Annotated in this window: 3 protein-coding genes (1 of these 3 only partly in view); all 3 read right to left on the reverse strand. The window is 62.4% G+C overall.

Annotated elements, in window-relative coordinates; all coding sequences use genetic code 11:
* On the reverse strand, positions 1–15,555 hold the 5' portion of the coding sequence (locus DYST_RS01590) for a CARDB domain-containing protein (protein ID WP_239949537.1). It extends 396 nt beyond the left edge of the window; 15,555 of the gene's 15,951 nt are visible here — the first part of the coding sequence; its start codon is at positions 15,553–15,555; its stop codon lies off the left edge, out of view.
* 125 nt (positions 15,556–15,680) lie between these two features.
* Positions 15,681–16,466 (reverse strand): efflux RND transporter periplasmic adaptor subunit, encoded by a 786-nt coding sequence (locus tag DYST_RS01595; RefSeq protein ID WP_239949539.1) that lies wholly within the window; start codon positions 16,464–16,466, stop codon positions 15,681–15,683.
* Positions 16,467–17,029: 563 nt separating this feature from the next.
* Positions 17,030–18,871: a DEAD/DEAH box helicase gene (locus tag DYST_RS01600; protein WP_239949541.1), complete on the reverse strand. Its 1,842-nt coding sequence runs from the start codon at positions 18,869–18,871 to the stop codon at positions 17,030–17,032.
* Positions 18,872–18,885: the final 14 nt, after the last annotated feature.

The following is an 18,885-nucleotide window of genomic DNA, read 5'->3' on the forward strand; positions in this document are numbered from 1 at the left end:
GTAGCTGTTGGTCCAGACGGTGATGTAGTACTGGCCGCTCAACGTGCCGTCGGGGATGGTGACCTGCATGTTGCCCAGGTAGCTGTCGCCGACATTGAGATTGCCGGTATGCGTGCTGGAACTCAGCAGCACATCGCCCTTGTTGGCGCCCGGCCGCTTTGGATCCTTCGCCAGCCAGACCGTATCGGTCCAGCTGTTGACATCCGCCGTCAGGCCGCTGGTGGGCGCGCTGCCCAGGTTGGTCACCTGGTAGCTGACATTGATGCTGGCGCCATGCACGGCCTGGTCAGGCGCCGTCACGTTGCTGGTGACCAGATCCGCGAACGGCACCGAGTCGATGTAGAAATGCGCGGCCTTGCTGTTGTTCGACTGGTTGGGGATGGTGTCGACGACGCGGTTGCCGTTCGCCACCACGATCAGGTAGTAGTCGCCGCTGAAGGTGATCGGCACATGGATGCTGCCGGTGACATTGCTGTAGCTCTCGGTGCTGCCCAGCGCGCTGGTGTTGGCGAACGTGCCGACCAGCTGCGCGGTGGCATCGAGTTGGCCGCTCGCTGACAGGTACACCTGGTCCTGCCACTGGCCGGTCGCTGGCACGCTGCCGGTGTTCTGGATGGTGTACTGGATGCCGACATCGGTGCCGGCCTTGACGTGGTCGGGCAGGGTAACGCTGCTCACGATCAGGTCGGGACGCGGTTGCAGGCTGACCGTGCAGGCGGTGCTGCTGAGCAGCGTGGCATCGGCGCGAACGGCGGGGTCCTCGTAAATGCCACCGTCGGAGTTGGCAATGACCTCCAGGCGATAGGCGCCCTGGAGGTGCAGCGGCAGGAGCACCTGCTTGTCGTGCGTATAGCTGATGCCCGGTGCCAGCACCTGGTCGTAGGTGAAGCTGCCCAGGTCGATCGGCGGGCTGCTGCCATCAACGGAAACAAGCTTCAGCGAATCGGTCCATGGGCCCACGGCATCGGCCTGGCCCTGGTTGATCACAGTCCAGGTCGCATCGACCAACTGGCCTTCCATGGCGGTCGGCGGCAAGCTGGCCGATTCCACCTTCAGGTCGGGCGAGGGCGACAGCGTCACTGGCACCGCGATGTGTGCCACGTTGTCCTGACCGTAGATGAATTCATACGGCATGCCGGAAGCAGCCGTGCGCACATTGACGTAATACGTGCCCTGCAAGCCGTTCGGCAACATCACGTTGATGCTGCGCGCGTAAGTGCTACCCGCCGACAACTGGCCGAGATGATCGGCGTTGCCGAGCTGCGCCACCACGTTGTTGCCCGCCGCATCGCTGCTCAGCCATACCTGGTCAGACCACTGCGTGCTGTCGGTGATGCCGATGCCGTTGTTGATCACCGACCAGTTCACCGCCAGCGACTGGCCACTGCTGGCGCTGCCCTGCGTGGTAAGCGACTGCACCTGCAGGTCGGCATAGGGCTTGGGCATCACGTCGATGGTGTGCGAAGCCTGGGCCGTGTTGACCGCAGTGAGGCTGTTCTGGAAGACCTGACCGAGTGCATCGCTGATGACGAACAGCTTGTAGCGGCCGCTCGTGCCCGGCGGCAGCATCACGTGCAGCTGTCCGGTATAGCTGGCGCCCTGGGCCAGTGCGCCATCATGCTCGACCGTGCCGAGCACTAGGTCGTCGCTGTTGCCCGGCGCATCGTGGGTGGTCAACACCACGCGATCCACCCACTCGGTGCTGTTGCCGGCGCCGGTGCCGGCATTGGTCACCGTCCAGCTCACGTCCATCGACGCGGGGTCATCAATCAGTTGCGTCGGCGCCGTTACGGCGCTCACCGCAAGGTCAGCATACGGGGCCAGCGAGACCATCGTGCTCGACTGCGCACTGTTCTGGTCGTAGGCGTGCTCATTGAGCACGTGATTGGCATCGGCAACTACCAGTACGTCGTATTCGCCGCTCGCGGCGAGCGGCAGCTGGTAATCATACGAGCCGGTGTAGCTCGCGCCGGCCGCGAGCGGGCCGGTCTGGGGTACATCGGCCAGCTTGGTGGTCTGTCCGTTGTGGACCAGATACACGCTGTCGATCCAGTTGCCGGTGGCGACGGCGCCGTTGTTGGTCACCGTCCATTGCACGTGCAGATCATTGCCCGACATCAGCGTGGCAGGGCCAGTCACGGCACCGACCGCCAGGTATGGCCTGGCCACCGTCACGGTATTGCCGCGACCGACGTCGTGATCGGTGCCGCCACGTTCGTAGATGGTGCCGTCGGCATTGGCACGCACCACGAACGTATACGTCCCTTCCGCAAAGCCAGGCGGCAGCGTGAACGTCACGCTGCGGTTGACGCTGGCATTGGCTGCAATGCCATCGGTGTAGAGCTGGTTGGCGACTTCGATCAGCTGTCCATTGCCTGGATCCAGGTAGATGCGATCACGCCAGGCACCGGTCGTTGCCGCGTTGCCGGTGTTGTTGGCGGTATAGCTCACAGTGACCGCATCGCCCGGCCGCATCGTGGCCGGGCCTGCGACATTGGTGACGGTAAGATTCGGCACCGGCGCCAGCGCGATATGCATCACGCTGCTGGCCAACAGATTGTCGGCGGTATGGCCGTTCTCCACGACCATGCCGTCGCTGTTGCTGTAGACCAGGATGTAGTAGTCGCCGGTCAGGTCGCGCGGCAGGCTCAGCGTCGCATTGCCAGTGTAGCTGCCGCCATTGGTGAGCACGCCGGTGTGCGTGATGGCGCCGGCCAGCACAATATCGTCCGCCGAGGGCGTCGGACTCTTGGCCAGCACGATGCGATCGTTCCACAACGGCGAACTGGTGGGCGCATTACCAGTATTGCTCACCGTCCAGCTGACGTTGATGCTGTCGCCACTGTTCACGCTGGTGGGCGCGTTGACCGCTGTGATGCTCAGGTCGGAGTAGGCCGCCGCCACCGCGATCGGGTGGGTGCTGCTCGTGCTGTCGGCGCGTGTATCCGGTTCCAGCACCTCGTCGCCCGAGTCACTGACGACGTAGATGTAATAGTGCCCGTCATTGAGCATGGGCAGATTCAGCGCCGCGGTCTGCATATACGACTGACCGACCGAAAGCGCGCCGTTATGGCGCACCGTGCCGATCACGATGTCGTTGCTTCCCGGCGTGGCGCTGGTGCCGAGCATGATCGTGTCGTTCCATGCGTCACTGGTGGACGCCTGGCCGCTATTGGTGACTGTCCAGCTCACCGTCACGGGCTGCCCGCCGATACCGGTCACGGGCACGCTGACGTTGCTTATCTTCAGGTCCGCATACGGCGTGGTTGCCGATACCACAGACGTCGTCGCTGTGCCGTTCTGAATACTGGTTTCGAACAGCTGCTGCACGCCGGCTGCGTTGCTGTCGGCCGTCACCGTGATACCAAGGCTGCCGGCGCCGACGAGGCCATCCGGCAGGCGGAAGGTGAAGCTGCGTAGGCGATGGTCACCCGCCACGATCGAGCCATTGGCCTGGCCATTGGTGATGGCCGTGGGGTCGTACACCAGACTGGTGTTGAGCAGCATCGTGCCGTTGTCGGCGCGCGTCACCTGGATGCGATCATTGAACGCAGCGCCGGTCGCGCTGCTGCCCATGTTCCAGTCTTCCCAGGTGATGGTGACCAGTCCACCAGCTTGGATGGTGGTGCTGGTGACCTGCAGGTTCTTTACCTGCAGCGCGGGGCCGACCGCCTGATCGATCTCAGCCGTGTTGTCGGTCTTGACCGGGCTGGCTTCCGCAATCTCGTTGAGGCTGTCGGCAATCAGCTTGATGGAGAAATTGCCCGAGGCATCGACGCCGTTCGGCCAGGTAAAGCTCGTGGTGCGCGAGCGGGTGCCGCCCACGGCGAGGGTGCCTTGCGTATCGCGCAGCGTTACCGTCGCCACCACGGCGCCCGTGCTCAGGTTGGTCACCTGCAGCAACTCGCTCCATGGTTGCGTGACGTCCGTCGTGCCGTCGTTGATCGTCGTCCAGGAGGCATTGACGGTCTGCCCCGGCTGGAAGTTCGCGGCTGGCTGCAGCGTGAAGTTCTGCACCTGCAGGTCGGGATAGGGCGCGAGGGCCACGCTGATCTGGGTGCTCGCGGCGGTAGCGCTGGTTTCCTTGAAGATGTTGTCGGAATCAGCGATGACCGTGACGCTGAGCGTGCCGGCGGACAGGTTGCCATCGGGCAGGCGAATCTGCTGCTGGCGATTGCGCGCGTCGTTGAGGTTCAGAACGCCGTTGCCGGAGACGCTGGCGTCATACGGCACGGTGACATCGGCAACGATCGCGCCAGTCGCCGTGTTGCGCACGATGATGCGATCGTTCCAGTTGCCGCTGGTGGGCAGTGTGCCTTGGTTGGTGTCCACCCATTGCACGTTGATGGTCTGACCGGTCTGCAGGCCTGTGTTCGGCGAAACAGTGACCGAGGTGACTGCCAGCGCCGGCGACGGGCTGGCGACCAGCGAGTTCAGGACCACGGTGGGCGGGTTCTGCACCTGGATCAGGTTGAACGCCAGATTCGGGATCGCGCTGTTGTTCGGGCTCGGGTTATTGATCACCAAGGTGTAGCGGCCGCCAGCGGCCAGCGTACCGAGGTTGAACGGATAGCCACCGGCTACGTAGTAGGTGGGCGAGCCCCGGTAAGCCTCATAGGCCATGCTGGCCATGTTCATCACGGCGCGGCCTTCTGGATCGAACAGGGTCCAGTTGGGTGCCACGCTGTAGTTGTTGGTGCCGGTGCTGCTTCCTGCGAGCACGTCGAGGAAGTACTGCGCGCCGGCCTGCGCATCGAAAGTGTAGACCTGTATGCCGCGCGGGTCGGTGGTATTGGCGGCGACAGGCGTGCCCGCCGTTATCGGCGTGGCCGTGCTTTGGTCGAGTACTGCGAAGCTATAGGGCTGCGCATCCGCGCTGTTGTTGACGATCGTCAGCACATAGTCGCCAGCAGCCAGCAGACCGGACGTGCTGTTGTTGGGGGACAGCACGACCTGTCCGCTGGCATTCACCAGGGACCAGTAGTTGCTGCCATTCGTGCTCAGGTCATGGAAGGCCAGGATGCCGGGTTGATCCAGATGCACCGTGTAGTGCGTGGCGATCTGATGCGTCGGCAGGATCCCGCTGACCACCGTATTGAGCGGCAGCGGCGGCGCGCTGGTGTCGACGTAGAAGTTGTAGCTGCTGTTGCTATAGACGCTTTCGAGCAGCACGTAGTAGCTGCCCGCATCCAGCGGGAGATAGCCGGAGTTGTCGTAGATCCACTTGAATGCCAGCGTCTTGCCGGACGCCGATATCAGGCGAAGCCTCGTGTAGTAGCTGCTGCCCGACATGTTGAAAGAAAAATTGCCGGCTTGCGTCAGGTTCAGCTGGTACGCCACGACACTTGGGTTATTCACCGTGCCGCTGGTCATCGTATCCGTCGACAGGACCGGCGCGCTGGTGATGTCGCTGACTGTCAGGTTGACATTGCGCGTAGAGGTATTGCCGTTGGCATCACTGATCTTGAAGGTGTACGTGCCAGCACTGGGAAGAACGATCCCCATGTTGTTCGCGGCGCCGCTATCGTTCTCAGCCCTGGGCGTGCCCGAGTAGATCAACGCACCTTGTGCGTCGAAGACCTGCACGTTCACATTGGGGTTGTAATCGCTCGTGCTCACCCACAGCATCGAGCGTTGCAGCACCGCCACGCTGTAGCTGGTGCTGCCGTTCTGCAGCGTGGCGGCGAAGGACTGCCCAAGCGTCAGCGATGGCAATTGACTGCTGACGGTGACGGTAAAGTTGTAGGCCACTGTGGTGGCGCTGCCATTGCCCTGCGTATCACGCACCAGGTAATAGGTGCCGGTGCGCGGCAGGTTGGTGATCGACCCCGCGCTTTGTAACTGCTGCACCAGGTTGCCAAACGCGTCGTAGACCGACCAGTTGAAGTTGCTGTCGCTGCTGGCGAGCGTCGCCATGTCGCCGGCATTGGCATTGAACTGATAGATCTCGGCGCTGCCTATCGTATCGCTACCGCTGATCGCCGTGCCGGAGGTCAGCGCGGTTGCCGTGCTGAGATCAAGCAGGCGGAACTTCACGCCGTAGAAGCCGCTCGGCGAACTGGCGATGTTGAATTGATAGTCGCCGGCCGGCAGTGCGATAACTGCATTCTGCTGCGTGGTGTGCAGGCTGCCGCTGGCGATCACCTGGCCATGGCTGGTGATGGTCCAGGGGAAGTTGTCGTAATAAAGCTGACCGATGTCGACCAGCAGATGCGTTGCGGCCGGGACGTTGAAGTCATAACTCTGCGGAGAGCTTGGCGAGAGCCAGGTACCGAGAGCCAGGGTGCTGGTGGTGAGTGCAAACTGTGCTGCCACCGGTGTGGCGCTGGCCGCACTGTTGACGTGCCATGCCCACAGATACCGACCGCTGGCGGATAAGACAATGTCCTGCGCAGTAGCCATGTCGCCACTGGCGATGGCGTTGCCCGTCGGGCTGTATATGGTCCAACTGCCGGTGAGACCGCCCATGCTCGTGGGCGAATAGTGCAGGGTGCTGCCTGCTGTATTGTCGAAGCTGTAGAGCCGGGTGCTGCCCGGCGTGAGGGTATCGGTGATCGGCGTATTGATGCCTACCATCGTGGCGCTGGCGGCGTCCGCAAGCAGGAACGACAAGTGGCCGCCCGTATTGGCGTCGGGTCGCACACTGAACTGGTACGTGCCCGCCTGGAGCTCGATCACTTGCGGTGACGTGCTGCTGGCGTCCCAGTCGCCGGTAGACCACTGGTTCGGACCATTGAGAAGCCAGCCAAACGAGGCGTCCGCGCTCTGGCTGCCAAGCACGATGCGAGTCGGCGCAGTTATCGTGAAGCTGTAGGTCTGGGTTGTAGCGTTACTGCTGGCAGTGATGGATTGCGTGCTGCCCAGGGTGATCGGCGTGACGTTCTGCGGCGGTGTGGTGTTGAACTGGAAACCGTAGCTGACGTTGCCGCCGCTGAGGTCGGTGCTGCCCGGGTCGAGATTCCACACGACGTAGTAGGTGCCGTCAGCGGGCAACGGCGCAAGCGCATCGGTAGCGTTGGCGGCGTCGTCCCAAACGTAAGCGCCGTTGGCGTCATAGATCGTCCAGTGCGCCTTGCCGTCTTCACCATCCTGAGGCGCGTAGTACAACTGCTCGTTGGCCGAACCTTGCAGGCGATAGACCGCCAGCCCCGCGCTATTGAAGGTCAGGCTGCCTGCTGCATTGAGTGTGACTTGCGGTGCAGTGCCGTCGAGTGCCTGGCACAGAAGGCTGTATGTCGCATTGGTACCGCCACTGTTCGTCACGACGATCGTGTAGTTGCCGGGACCCAGGTGAATGGGGTCGCTGCCATTGGACAAGGTTGTTTCGCTGAGATCAGGCCCACTCAGGACAAACGAGAGCCCTGGCAAGGTGGGTACGCCGATGCTAACGAAGGAATCGCTGCTTACGGACAGGCTGTAGACGCTCGCGCCCATGGCTGCAATCGAACCGCTAGCGATCTGTCCCAGTGAAAGCGCGGTCGCCGTCGCGATATGCAGCGTGGGCCCGGTGTTGGTGGTGGTGCTGGCCACCATGCTCATGGCGGCGGAGCTACCACTGCTACCGCCCTGGTTGATGACCACGTACCAAGTGCTGTCCGCGTCGGCATGCAATTTCTGCAGGCTGTCGCTATAGCCTGTATAGGCCACGGAAAGATCCTGACGGTAGACCGTGTACTGGAAACGTGCCGGGCTGCTGAAGTAGTAATCCTGCTCTGCGGAAACCGGGAGGGCATACATGCCCGGGGTCGCCGGTACGTCTGCGTTACCCGATGCCAGCACCACAGCCTGGGCTTGGGTGAGCAAGGTGAAGTCGACATTGGCTGCCGATGGAGCAGCGTCTTCCGGGCTCGCGCTCACTTGCAGGGTGTAGGAGCCGGCGGCCAGGCGCACGATGCCAGACGAAGTCTGGTTCTGCGAGAAACTGCCAGTCAGCAGGGAGCCGCTGGCATCGTAAAGCTGCCATTGCGCTGCACCGGTGCTTGCCAGTCCGCTGAGGGAAACCAGGGATGTCTGGCTCAGGTTGAAGGTGTAGAGCGCCGGCGTGCCTTGCGCAACGGACTGCGTCACCTCCTGTCCGGGAACCAGCGTCGACGTAGTGGGCGCAGGCAGATCGGTATGGCTGGCCAGCGTCGCACTGAGCGTAACGCTCAAGCCCGGGTCGGCGTAGCTCACGAGCACGGCATAGTTGCCGCTCTCGGTCAGTTGCAGGGTCGCGGTACTGGTGGCCTGGCGCGCCTGGCCGCTGAGCACCACGTGATTGTTCGGATCGATCACCCACCAGTTGCCATAGTCGGTGGAGTTGGCGGTCTTGGAATCCCTCATGTAGATCGAGAGATCGAGCGTATCGCCGGCATTCGCGGCGACATGCATGGTGCTGAGATCGTCCTCCGAAATAAACGACACCGTGGCCGGAGAGGTCACGGACAGCGTGGCGCCCGCATCCATATCGATCAGGCGGAAATCGGTGGCAACGGCCGAACTGTTGTTCTCGCTGCCGTCGAAACGCAGCGTATAAGTGCCGGCCTGCAGCTGGATCGGCACGATGTTATCCGGCGAGCTGACGCCGTAGGGAATCTGGCCGATCGCGTATTGCACGCCCTGTGCATCGACGATGCTGTAGTTGACATTGGCGGTGGACACATCCGGCGCCACTACGATGAAGCGGCCCGACGACGTGAGCGTGAACGTATAGTTCGCGCGGTAGGCCGTTGTCGGGTCGAGCGCGAGCGACTGGGTGCTCCCCAGGGTGAGTGCGGTGGTGGGAATGGCCACCGGATTGAGCGTGGTGGAGTAGGCAAGGGCGCCGGTGCTGGCCGGGCTGCGATATACCACCAGGCGATAGTCGCCACTCTGCAACAACTGCGAAACGTCGCCGCCCTGGTTGCTGCTGGTGACGACATTGCCCTGCCTGTTGTACACCGTCCAGCCGATACCTGTGCCAGCGGTGGCTGCCGCACCAAAACTCAGTGGCGTTACGCCGTCGCTGGTGAAGCTGTAGACGGAAACATTCTGTCCCGCATTCCATTGCGCGGGCACCGCAGTGCCGACCGGCAATGCCGGGGCGTTGGCGAAATCCAGTACGGCGAACTGGTAGTGCAGGCCTGTGGCACTGCCGCTGATGACAATGTCGTTATCACCCGGAGTGAGGGTGTAGAGCCCGCCATTGCCGATGGACGTCGAGGATTGGACGTCCTGCAGCATATAGGCGCTGACGCCGCTGTCGCTGCCCGTGTCGTACAGCAACACCTGGCCGCCGGTGGGCAGGCTGAGGTGATAACTGGTTTGCGGGTTATTGCTGTCCAGCGTGCCGCTGATTTCCTGACCAGGGACGCACGCGGGTGGCGTGAAGGGCGTTGCCGTGACGGTATAGGCCACATCGGCCGCCGTGGCTCCGGCGGCAGGCTGTCCTTCGATGACAAGGGTGTACTGGCCCGTGGAAAGCGCGGCCACATCCACGTCGGCACCGGTCTGGCCTGATGCGATCTGCGAGCCGTTCGAGTTGTTCAACAGCGCCCATTGCAAGGCCGGCGGCGTACCCGTGCCGAAGCTCAGGTGGATGGCCGAAGCCTGGGTGAGATTGATGCCGTAAGCGGCCGCGCTTTTTCCGCCGGCCAGCGTGCCGCTTGTTGTTGCCGTTAGTTGCGGCGCGGCGCTGAGGTTCAGCAGCTGAAGTATGTAGTTGGCTGCTGCACCGTTGCCACTGACCCACAATTGGTAATCGCCTGCGGCATACCGCTGCGGCTGCGAATCGGTGCCGAGCGTATTCCATGAAGGCGCGCTACCGACCGGCACAATGCTCCAGCGCAGCCCCTGATCGGAGCCCGCATCGTGCAGCTGCATCAGCGCGGACGTGGCGAGGTCGAAGCTATACACATTCAGTGGTGCACTGGCGGTCAGTGCTCCCGTGATCGGTGCCGAATCGCTGGCCACGGGCAGCGACTGAGGCGCGGCACTGAGCGTGTAGTTGGTGCTGGCCGCGGCGGAGGCGCGGCTGATCAGCAGCATGTAGTTGCCATCGGTAAGCAACGGCGTATTGATGGGGCTGCCAGCCACCCCGCTTGCCAGTTGATTGCCTTGCGTGTCGTACAGTGTCCAGCTGTCTGCGCCGCTGAGACTGATGCTCAAGGCGGCGGGATTGTCCTGGCTGTAGCGAAAGACAGCCGCTTGTTGGCCGATGGCCAGCGTGCCACTGGCGGTAGCGTTGCTGAGCGTGGGCGCTTGCGCACTGTCGATCGTCTCCAGCGCATAGCTGGCGTTATTGGCGGTGGCAGCGATGGTGAGGTTGTAGTCGCCAGCGGCGAGCATCAGGCTCTGGTAGTACGCGGCGTTCTGGTCCTGCCACGGTGCAGCAGTCGCCGCGCCGACGGCGGTGAGCTGCCAGTGAATGCCGCTGGAGCCAAGATCACGCAGCAACTGCGCGAAGGGCAGTTGCTGCGCGTAGCCGACGGTAAGGCGATAGGTCGTGCTGTCGCCGATGGCAGCCAGGTTGCCATTGAGCGATGCGCCCAGGCCAAGCCCGCTCGATGCGGTGGCCGATGTGGTGCTTTGCGTAGCCGTGAGCGTGTAGCTGGCGGCGTTGCCGCCAGCGATCACAACGTAGCGCGTCATGCCGCTGGCAACGCCATTGGCAATGCTGGTGAGCGCCAGCGCGTTCGTGCCGGATGCAATGAGGTTGCAGGCGCCATCGTAGACGAGGATCTGCGCGCCAGCATTGGCTGCGGCGGCGACCTGCAAGGACAGCACCGCCTGATCGGCGGTACTCGTTACGCTGTAGACCAGCGCATGGCCGTCAACGATATTCCCTTGGGTGGCTTGGCCGAGGGGCAGGGCGGTGGCGGTGGACAGGTCCACCACTCGCAGGCCATAGGCGCCCAGTGCGCTGCTGCTGTTGGCCAAAACCTGCAGCGTATAGACGTCCGGCGTGAGCACCACGGGTGAAATGGCGCCAAGCTGACCGGAGGCAACGATGTTGCCGTTGCTCGCGCGAAGAACCCATTGCTGGTTGAGGCCGGCAAGGCCATCGACAAACAGCTTGGTGGGTGTATTGAGCGCCAGGCGGTACGAATCGGGCACGCCCACCGTACTGGTGGTGCCATTGATATCCGTACCCGGGTTCACGGTCCCCTGCTGCGGTGTGGTCAGCTGGGCGTCGTAAGTGATGTCGGTTTCGGCCGTGTTGCCCACGGCGCCGGCAACGATCAGCTGATAGGCGCCATCGTGTGGCAACGCCAGCATGAAGCTGTCCGCGCCGGTAAGTGCCGTGGTGACCAGGATCTTGTTGCCGTTGGCGTCGACCAGCGTGACGCTGGCGTTGCCACCGGTCAGGCCGCCGACATGCAGGCTGAGGTAGTCGCCGGCATGGGCATTGACGGTGTACACCGTGCTGCTGTTGCCCGGCACCAGTTTGATCGATTGCGCGACGCCCGTAACGAAGGCGGGCGCGGCCCCCATGTCCAATAGGTTGAAGGCGAAGCTGCCGATGGCGTGAGCCACCGGAACGATGAGGAGGCGGTAGTTGCCGATGGCGTTCAATGCGATCGGATCGGCGGCGACGCTGCCTTGCGTTCCCCCGAGCGTGGTCGGATTGATGATGTTTCCGTCAGGACCGGTCAGCTGCCAGGTGATATCGGTGCGCGAGCTCAGGCTATCGAACAAGACGCGCGTGGGAGCACTGAGTGTGAAGTCGTATTCCTGGCGCTGGGCGATGTCCCCGATGCTTCCACTCACGGCCGTGCCGAGGGTCAGCGGCTGAGCGACGGTAACGACGTTTCGCAGGGTGAAATCCACCCCCATGCTGGCGCTGCTGGGCGAGTCCCAGGTCACCAGGTACTGCCCGGCGATCAGCTGGAAGGGATTGCTCGGCCCACCGGAGAGCCAGCTGCTGATGACGTTCTGTCCCTGCAGGTTGCGGATGTGCCACTCCGCGTTGGAGCCGGCGTAGAGAGCGTCCATGCTGTAGTTGCCATCAGCCGGAACGTTGAGCACAAAGCTCTGCCCCTGGCCGCTGCTGGTGAAAGCGGCATGGGTCGTCTGGTCGGCGGCAAGCACCGGCATGGTCGACGTATCGGTGAGGCTGAAATCGAAATTGCCGGTCGACAGATCGCTGTACGCCACCGTCAGCACATACGTGCCGGTGGGGAGCGACATGAGGTTGGTGCCGTTGTTGAAGCCCAGCAGCGACACTTCCGTACCGCGTGACCCGGTGAGGCTCCACTGCAGGTTGTAGCCGTACTGGCCGGGATTCATCAGTACCGTGGTCGGTGCATTCAGCGTGAAGCTGTATTGCACGCTTTGACCGGGCTGGGCGATGCTGCCGGTGGTATCTGCACCCAGGCTGAGCGCTGACGCCGTGGTGGTGCGATGGCCGAGCGTGAAGCCGATGGTCGCAGCAGCGCTTGAATAGTAGTAGTGATTAAAGACGAGCGTGTATTCACCCGTGCTGGTGATCGGGATGTCCGTTGTGTTGTTGCCGGTGTAGCCGCTGCTGACGGTCGTGCCGTCACTGCGCAGCAGCGACCAGTACACGCCGTAGCCGGTTTGGCTGGCCTGGTAGTAGTAGTGATCGCCGGCGTTGGCGGTAAAACGGTAGATGCTCGCCTGATCGCCCGCCACCGTGGTCTGCACAGGCGTATCGAGTGTGAGTGCCTGCGCGGAATCGCGATTGCGCAACCGGAACGAGAAGCTGGTGGGCGTGTCAGCAGTATTCCCCAGCACCAACGTGTATTGCCCCGCCGCCAGGAACTGCGACTGGGTTGCACTGAAGCTGTTCCAGCCGTAGCTGGTCCCGTTGCTGGAACGGATCAGCCATTGCAGATTGGTGGGGCGTTGGCCGTTCGCGTTGAACAATGCGTCCAACGTAAGCGTCTGCGGTTGGCCCAACGTAAAGGTGTACGTGGCCAGGCTCTGGCGTCCGGTCAGGCTGCCGCTGAGCGTGTCGTTGAAGCTCAGCGGTGTGGTGGTGACATCCTGTTGGCTGATCGTGACAGTGTCGGTGCGCGACGCCGTGCCGTCGTACTTGTAGCCGACGTCGAGCAGGGTGTAGATGCCGTCGGCCGGGATGCTGTAGATATTGCCTGGCGTGTCGCCCTGCTGCGCGGGCAGTGCATGGCCGTAAGCGTCAATCAGTTCCCAGGTGTTGTAGTAGTTGAAACTGCCGTTGAGCACCAGTTTGGTGCCGCCGCTGGCCTGAATGCGGCAACCGGCAGTGGCGCTGGCCGGGGTGCGGGTCAGCGAGGTGGCCTGACCCAAGGTCGCCATGGGCAAGGTGGACGTGTCCACTACGCGGAACGCATACGAGCCGCCGCCGGAATAGCTCCAGGAATACTGCGCGCCCTGCAGGGTCAGCGCGTAATCGCCGGCAGGCAGGTCAAGGATGGATGCGCTGCCGAACACATTGCCCTGATTGATTTCGATGCCACGCGGCCCCGTGAGTGTCCACACCGTGCTGCTGTTGCTCGGGGAGGTGGCATCGAACAGCAGCTGCGTGGCACTGCCGAGCGTGAAACGGTAAGTCTTGGTCGCGTCCCATGTCGCCAGGCTGCCTGCGGTGGCACTGCCCAGGCTAAGCGTGTCGCCCGTCGGCAGCGGCGTCGGCGCCACATTGCCGGTGGTGTCCAGTTCCACCTGATAATTGAGCGGCGTGGTGTTGCCTGCCGCACCTTCGATCAACAACGTGTAGCTGCCGCCCAGGGTAAGGCCGATGGCGTTGCTGTCACTGGCCAGGTTGTTGGCGCCGGCCACGTCGCGCCCATAGGCATCGACAATGCGCCAAGTGGCGCTGCCGCCGGTGACGCTGATGCTATGCAACTTCACGTTGTCGCCGGCTACGGCGGTGAAGTGATAGGCCGTGGCGGCGTTGCCCGGATTGAGCGTGCCGCTCACCGGCGTGCCCTGTGTGAGCGTGGCAGCTGCGGCCAGATCGTTCAAGGTAAAGGCGTAGGCGCCTGTGGCATTGCCGGTACCTTGGACGGTCAGCGTGTAATCGCCGGCCGGCACGGTCACCACGCTGTAGGCACTGCTGCCATCGCTCTGGCCCAGCGGGCGACGTTGCACCAGCTGTCCGTTGGGGCCGCTGAGCGACCACAGGATGTCGTTGCGCGTGCTCTGCGTGTCGAATGCCAGCTGTGTCGCCGCGGCGAGATGGAAGCTGTAGACCGTGGACTGGCCGGGCAGGGCGACGTTGCCAGAAACACTGGCGCCCAGCGTCAATACCGCCGCCAGATCCGGCACGCTGTCCAACTGGAAGCCATAGCTCACCGCGGCCGTGGCAGCGTTGCCGCTACTGCCCTGCATGACCAGCCAATAGTCGCCAGCAACGGTGGCGGTGAACGGGTCGCCGTTGTTTCCCAGCGTGCCGTTGCTTACCTGCACACCATAGGGATCGAGTAGTCGCCAGCCGACGCTACCGCTGGTGGGCGCCTGGCCGTTCAGATACAGCTTCTGCCCTTGGCTCAGCGAGACCTTGTAGAGGTGCGAGCCATAAGGATTGTCGAGACTGTCCGTGACGGCCGTGTTGGTGCTGAGCGCCTGCGTGGATGCCGCCGTGAGCAGGCGGAAGGCATAGCTTCCGGTAGTGCTGTTGTCGTAGTTGATCGAAAGGGTGTAATTGCCGGCGCCGAGCTCGAGCGCATTCGGCTGCTCCTGATACGAGTGGCGGCTCTGTACGATCTGCCCGTTGGGCCCAAGCAACGACCAGTCGAAGTTGGCGTTGCTCAGTCGATCGAACAGTACCGATGTCGTGGCGCCGAGGTTGAAATTGTAATTGGCGGTCTGGCCCGATTGGGTGATGGCGCCAGTAGTGGACTGATCCAGCGTCAACGCGCTCTGCGTATCGTTGACCGGATTGAGCGTGAACGAGTAGTTGACGGGCGCGGTGTTGGTCTGAGCACCTTCCACCAGCAGCAGGTACTCACCGCTGCGTTGCACGGCAAACGGACCGTTGTTGGAGCTGAGATCGTTGACGGAACCTTCCTGGCGCCCGTAGGGGTCGATCAGACGCCAGTTGACGTTCGCATAGCTGCCATTCGTCGAGTTGACGCCACCAGCGTTGAAGAAGAACTTCTGCCCTGCCGTCGCGTCGAAGCTGTAAACGCTGATCTCGTTGCCTTGCGTCAGCGTGTCATTGATCTGGGTGCCTGGCGTAAGGCTGGCCGCCGCGCTGGCGTCGACGATGCGCATCGCATACGCACCCGTGGCGTCACCGGATGCGTTGATGGTCATGGTGTACGTGCCGGCAGTCAGGTCGAGGAATGGCTGACTGTCGTCGGAGAAGTTATGGCTGGCCACCTGTCCATTGGGGCCGCTGAGCGTCCAGCTGATATCGCTGCGATTGGTCAGGCTGTCGAAAACGACGTGCTTGTCGTTCTGCACCGTGAACTGATAGTGGTTCTGCTGCCCCGGCTGGCTGAGCGAGCCGGTAATGGAAAGTGCGGCGGGATTGACATCGCCCGACAGCAGCACGCGTGGCTCGAGCGCTTCGAAGCGAATGGCTGGGGTGCGATGCTCTGCGCCGTCCTGGTTGGCCTTCTGCGCGTTATCAATGCCGCCGTTTTCCATACGGGTTCCCTGTTTGTTTGTCGCAGCCCTTGCAGACTGCCGAAGAATGTCTTGGCGGCTTGTCGCGTTACCTGCGCAAGCCGGAGTGGCGCGTCGAACACCGCGCTACGAAATGGGTCGTCCTGCTACTTCGGGTGCAGCGTCGCCTTGCACTTGACGCCGGCAGGCAGGTCAAGCTTGGGATTGGGCAAATCCATGAAGACCACGAACGTGCCGCTCGCCGCATCGACGATGCGGTCGATACTGCTGATCGTGGCGGTATACGTCGTGCTGGAATCGAGTTCCGAAACCACCGTAGCTGTCATGCCGGAACGCGGCGTGCCAAAGGCGCGCAAGGGCATGACGACCCTGACGCGCAACGGATTCAACTGGGCAACCTTCAGTACGCCGTGCTTGCTGGCGCCAGGCTCGACGATCTCGCCTGGCCACATCATCTGATCCACCACCACGCCATCGAACGGACTGCGAATGGTGCGCAGATTCAGCTGGCTCGCCTCATGCAGATAGTCCAAGCGAGCGACCTCGCGGTTCTCCTTCGCCTCGGTCAGTTCGGCCTGCGCTTGCTTCAGCTCCGACTCGGCGTCGTCGCTTTCCTGCTTGGCCATGAGTTTCGCTTCGGACATCTCATGGCGACGATCGAACTTGCGCTGCGAGAACTCGATCTTGCTTTGCGCAAGCTCGGTGGGGCCATTCAATTGAGACTTGTAGCGTGCAAGATCCGCGGCGGTCTGTTCCGCGTGCGATTCCAGCGTCGCCAATACTTCGTTGCGCGCGACCTTGTCGCCGCGCTTCACCGTGACGCGTTCGAGCAATCCGCTGACCGGCGTGCCGAGTTCCACCGTCTGTGCGGGCTCGATCAGGCAGTCATACGAATCTGTTGCGCTCGACGGCGCGGGAGTGAAGATTGCCATGGCCCCCAGAACGACTGGGGCGATAGCTTTCAACGCCTTGCTCCGCTTCCTGCATTGCTCAAGAACTAACCCAAAGATGGGTTTCACGAGCACTCTCTCCCTGTAGCGCTGCCATAGCACCGGTGACCCGGCACCCCCTGTCATGACGGCAACAAATTACCGCGTGTTAATGCGGACAGCAATAAGAAGTTCTATTGCAGTCTTGTGATTTTGCGACGCCGCGTTGTTACATGAAGGGTTGTCGTAAGCGTTGGCCTGTCTAGCGCAACGATTATGTTTAACTTCATGATTTAACGATATTTTTTTGGAGAAAAATAATCATTAATCCATCGGCGACAGCATCAAATAAACGCGCATCGAAAGGCATTGACTGTGCAGTCAGGTCCGATTTGTCCAACCTAATTCGTAAGATATTGTTGCTTATTTATCGAAGTAATTGCGGCATATCCTTGAATCCATTCAAGGCATACGAATGCAATGTAATTTCTTGCGAGTGCTGTTCGTGTTATTCCCAATCCGTGGATATCCTCCGGTTCCCGTTGCGGGCAGAGGATGGCGTGACCTCACTTCCGGGTCTTGCCTACGAATCCAAGCGCTCGTCGCCATTGCTCGTCGCGTTTCATCGTATCGAGCCGCTGCTTGCGAAAGTGACGCTCCGCGCGATCCTGCATCCACGTCACGACTCGTCGAAACCCGGGTGGCTGCTTGCCGATCATGGCGCGCAACAACCAGCGCATGCCTGGCGGCGCAAAGCTGCGGAACAATTCATCGTCAAAGCTGACGATGGCTTCGGTGGTTCCCGGGTCGCCTTGCCGCGCGCAGCGACCAAATAGTTGACGGTCCACGCGCGCCGACTCATGGAATTCGGTGAGGATCACATGCAGGCCACCGGCCTCGCGCACCGCGTCGGCGAGCTTGATGTCGGTGCCTCGGCCAGCCATGTTGGTGGCCACCATGATCCGTCCTGCCTGGCCTGCCTGCGCCACCGTCTCCGCCTCGGTCTTGTCCTGGCGGGCATTGAGGACGATATGGGCGACCTCCGCGCGGTCCAGTTCGGCGCTCAATCGCTCGGAGGCTTCTACAGAGCGCGTACCGATTAATACGGCACGGCCTTGGGCAGCCACTTCACTGGCGCGCCTGGCAACGTGGATCCAGCGTTGGTCTGTATCCCTGCACAAACGATCGGGCAGGCGTCTGCGCTTGCTGGGTTTGTGGGTGGGGACGCGGGTGACCGACAAGTCATAGCTGCGCTTGATCTCCGCGGCAACCTCCTGGGCGGTACCGGTCATTCCGCACAGGTGCAAGTAGCGACCGAAGAAGCGCTGGTAGGTGATCTGCGCGAGCGTGCGACGTTGGCCGGTGATTTCGCAGCCCTCTTTGGACTCGATCATCTGATGCAGTCCACGTTCCCATGTACGGTCTGGCATGACACGGCCAGTGGACTCATCGACGATCTGCACCTTGTCCTCGGCCAGGATGTAGTGCTGGTCACGCTGAAAGCAGTACGTTGCCGAGAGTGCTTTCTGCGCGAACTCGTCACGCCATAGCGTGGAGCGCCATAGCCCGCCGTGTTCGTGGGTAAGCTCTCGCACGCGTTGTCGACCCGCTGCGGTCAGCCAGATATCGCGGCGCGGGCCCAGCACAAAATCCACTCCGCGCTCAAGCGTTCGCGCCAGATCGATCGCTTGCGCATAGATGGCCGGATCGAGATCGTCCGGCAGGCTTTCGGAAATGATAAGTGGGGTACTGGCCTCGTCGATCAGCACGCTGTCCGCTTCGTCGATGATGGCAACGTGCAAGCCGCGAAGGATCGGTGGCTCGGTACGACGACTGCCGGCCAACTCGCGCAATTGCTGGTGCGTGCGAGATGCCTCGCCGAGCGCGATGCAGTCCTTCAGGTAATCGAAAGTGAGTTCCTTGTTCGATACGTAGACGATGCCGCAGGCGTAGGCTTCGCGCCGCTTGGCGATATCCATGTCCTGCAGCACCACGCCGACACTAAGCCCAAGGAAGGCAAACAACGCCGTGTTGTGTTCTGCATCGCGCTCGGCAAGGTAGTCGTTAACAGTGACGACGTGGACGGACGCTCCCGTGATCGCAGCAGTAACGGCTGCGAGTGTGGCCGCAAGGGTCTTGCCTTCGCCGGTTGCCATTTCTGCCAGGCGCCCTCGCATCAGCGCGCGGCCGGCCAGAAGCTGCACATCGTGGTGTCGCATACCCAGTGTGCGACGCGACGCTTCGCGAATCTGCGCAAAGGCCTGCGCGAGCAGCGGGTCGGTGAATCCATTGCGGTGCATCTGTCGCGCGATTCCACACAGGCGCTCCCGCAACGCTGTGTCGCTGGCCGCTTGTGCCTCGTTCTCAAGAGCGGCGGCGGTCGCCAGGAACGCTTCCGTACGATCCATGCGTGGCCATCGGT

The organism is Dyella terrae, from assembly GCF_022394535.1.
In the GTDB taxonomy this organism is placed as follows: Bacteria; Pseudomonadota; Gammaproteobacteria; order Xanthomonadales; family Rhodanobacteraceae; genus Dyella.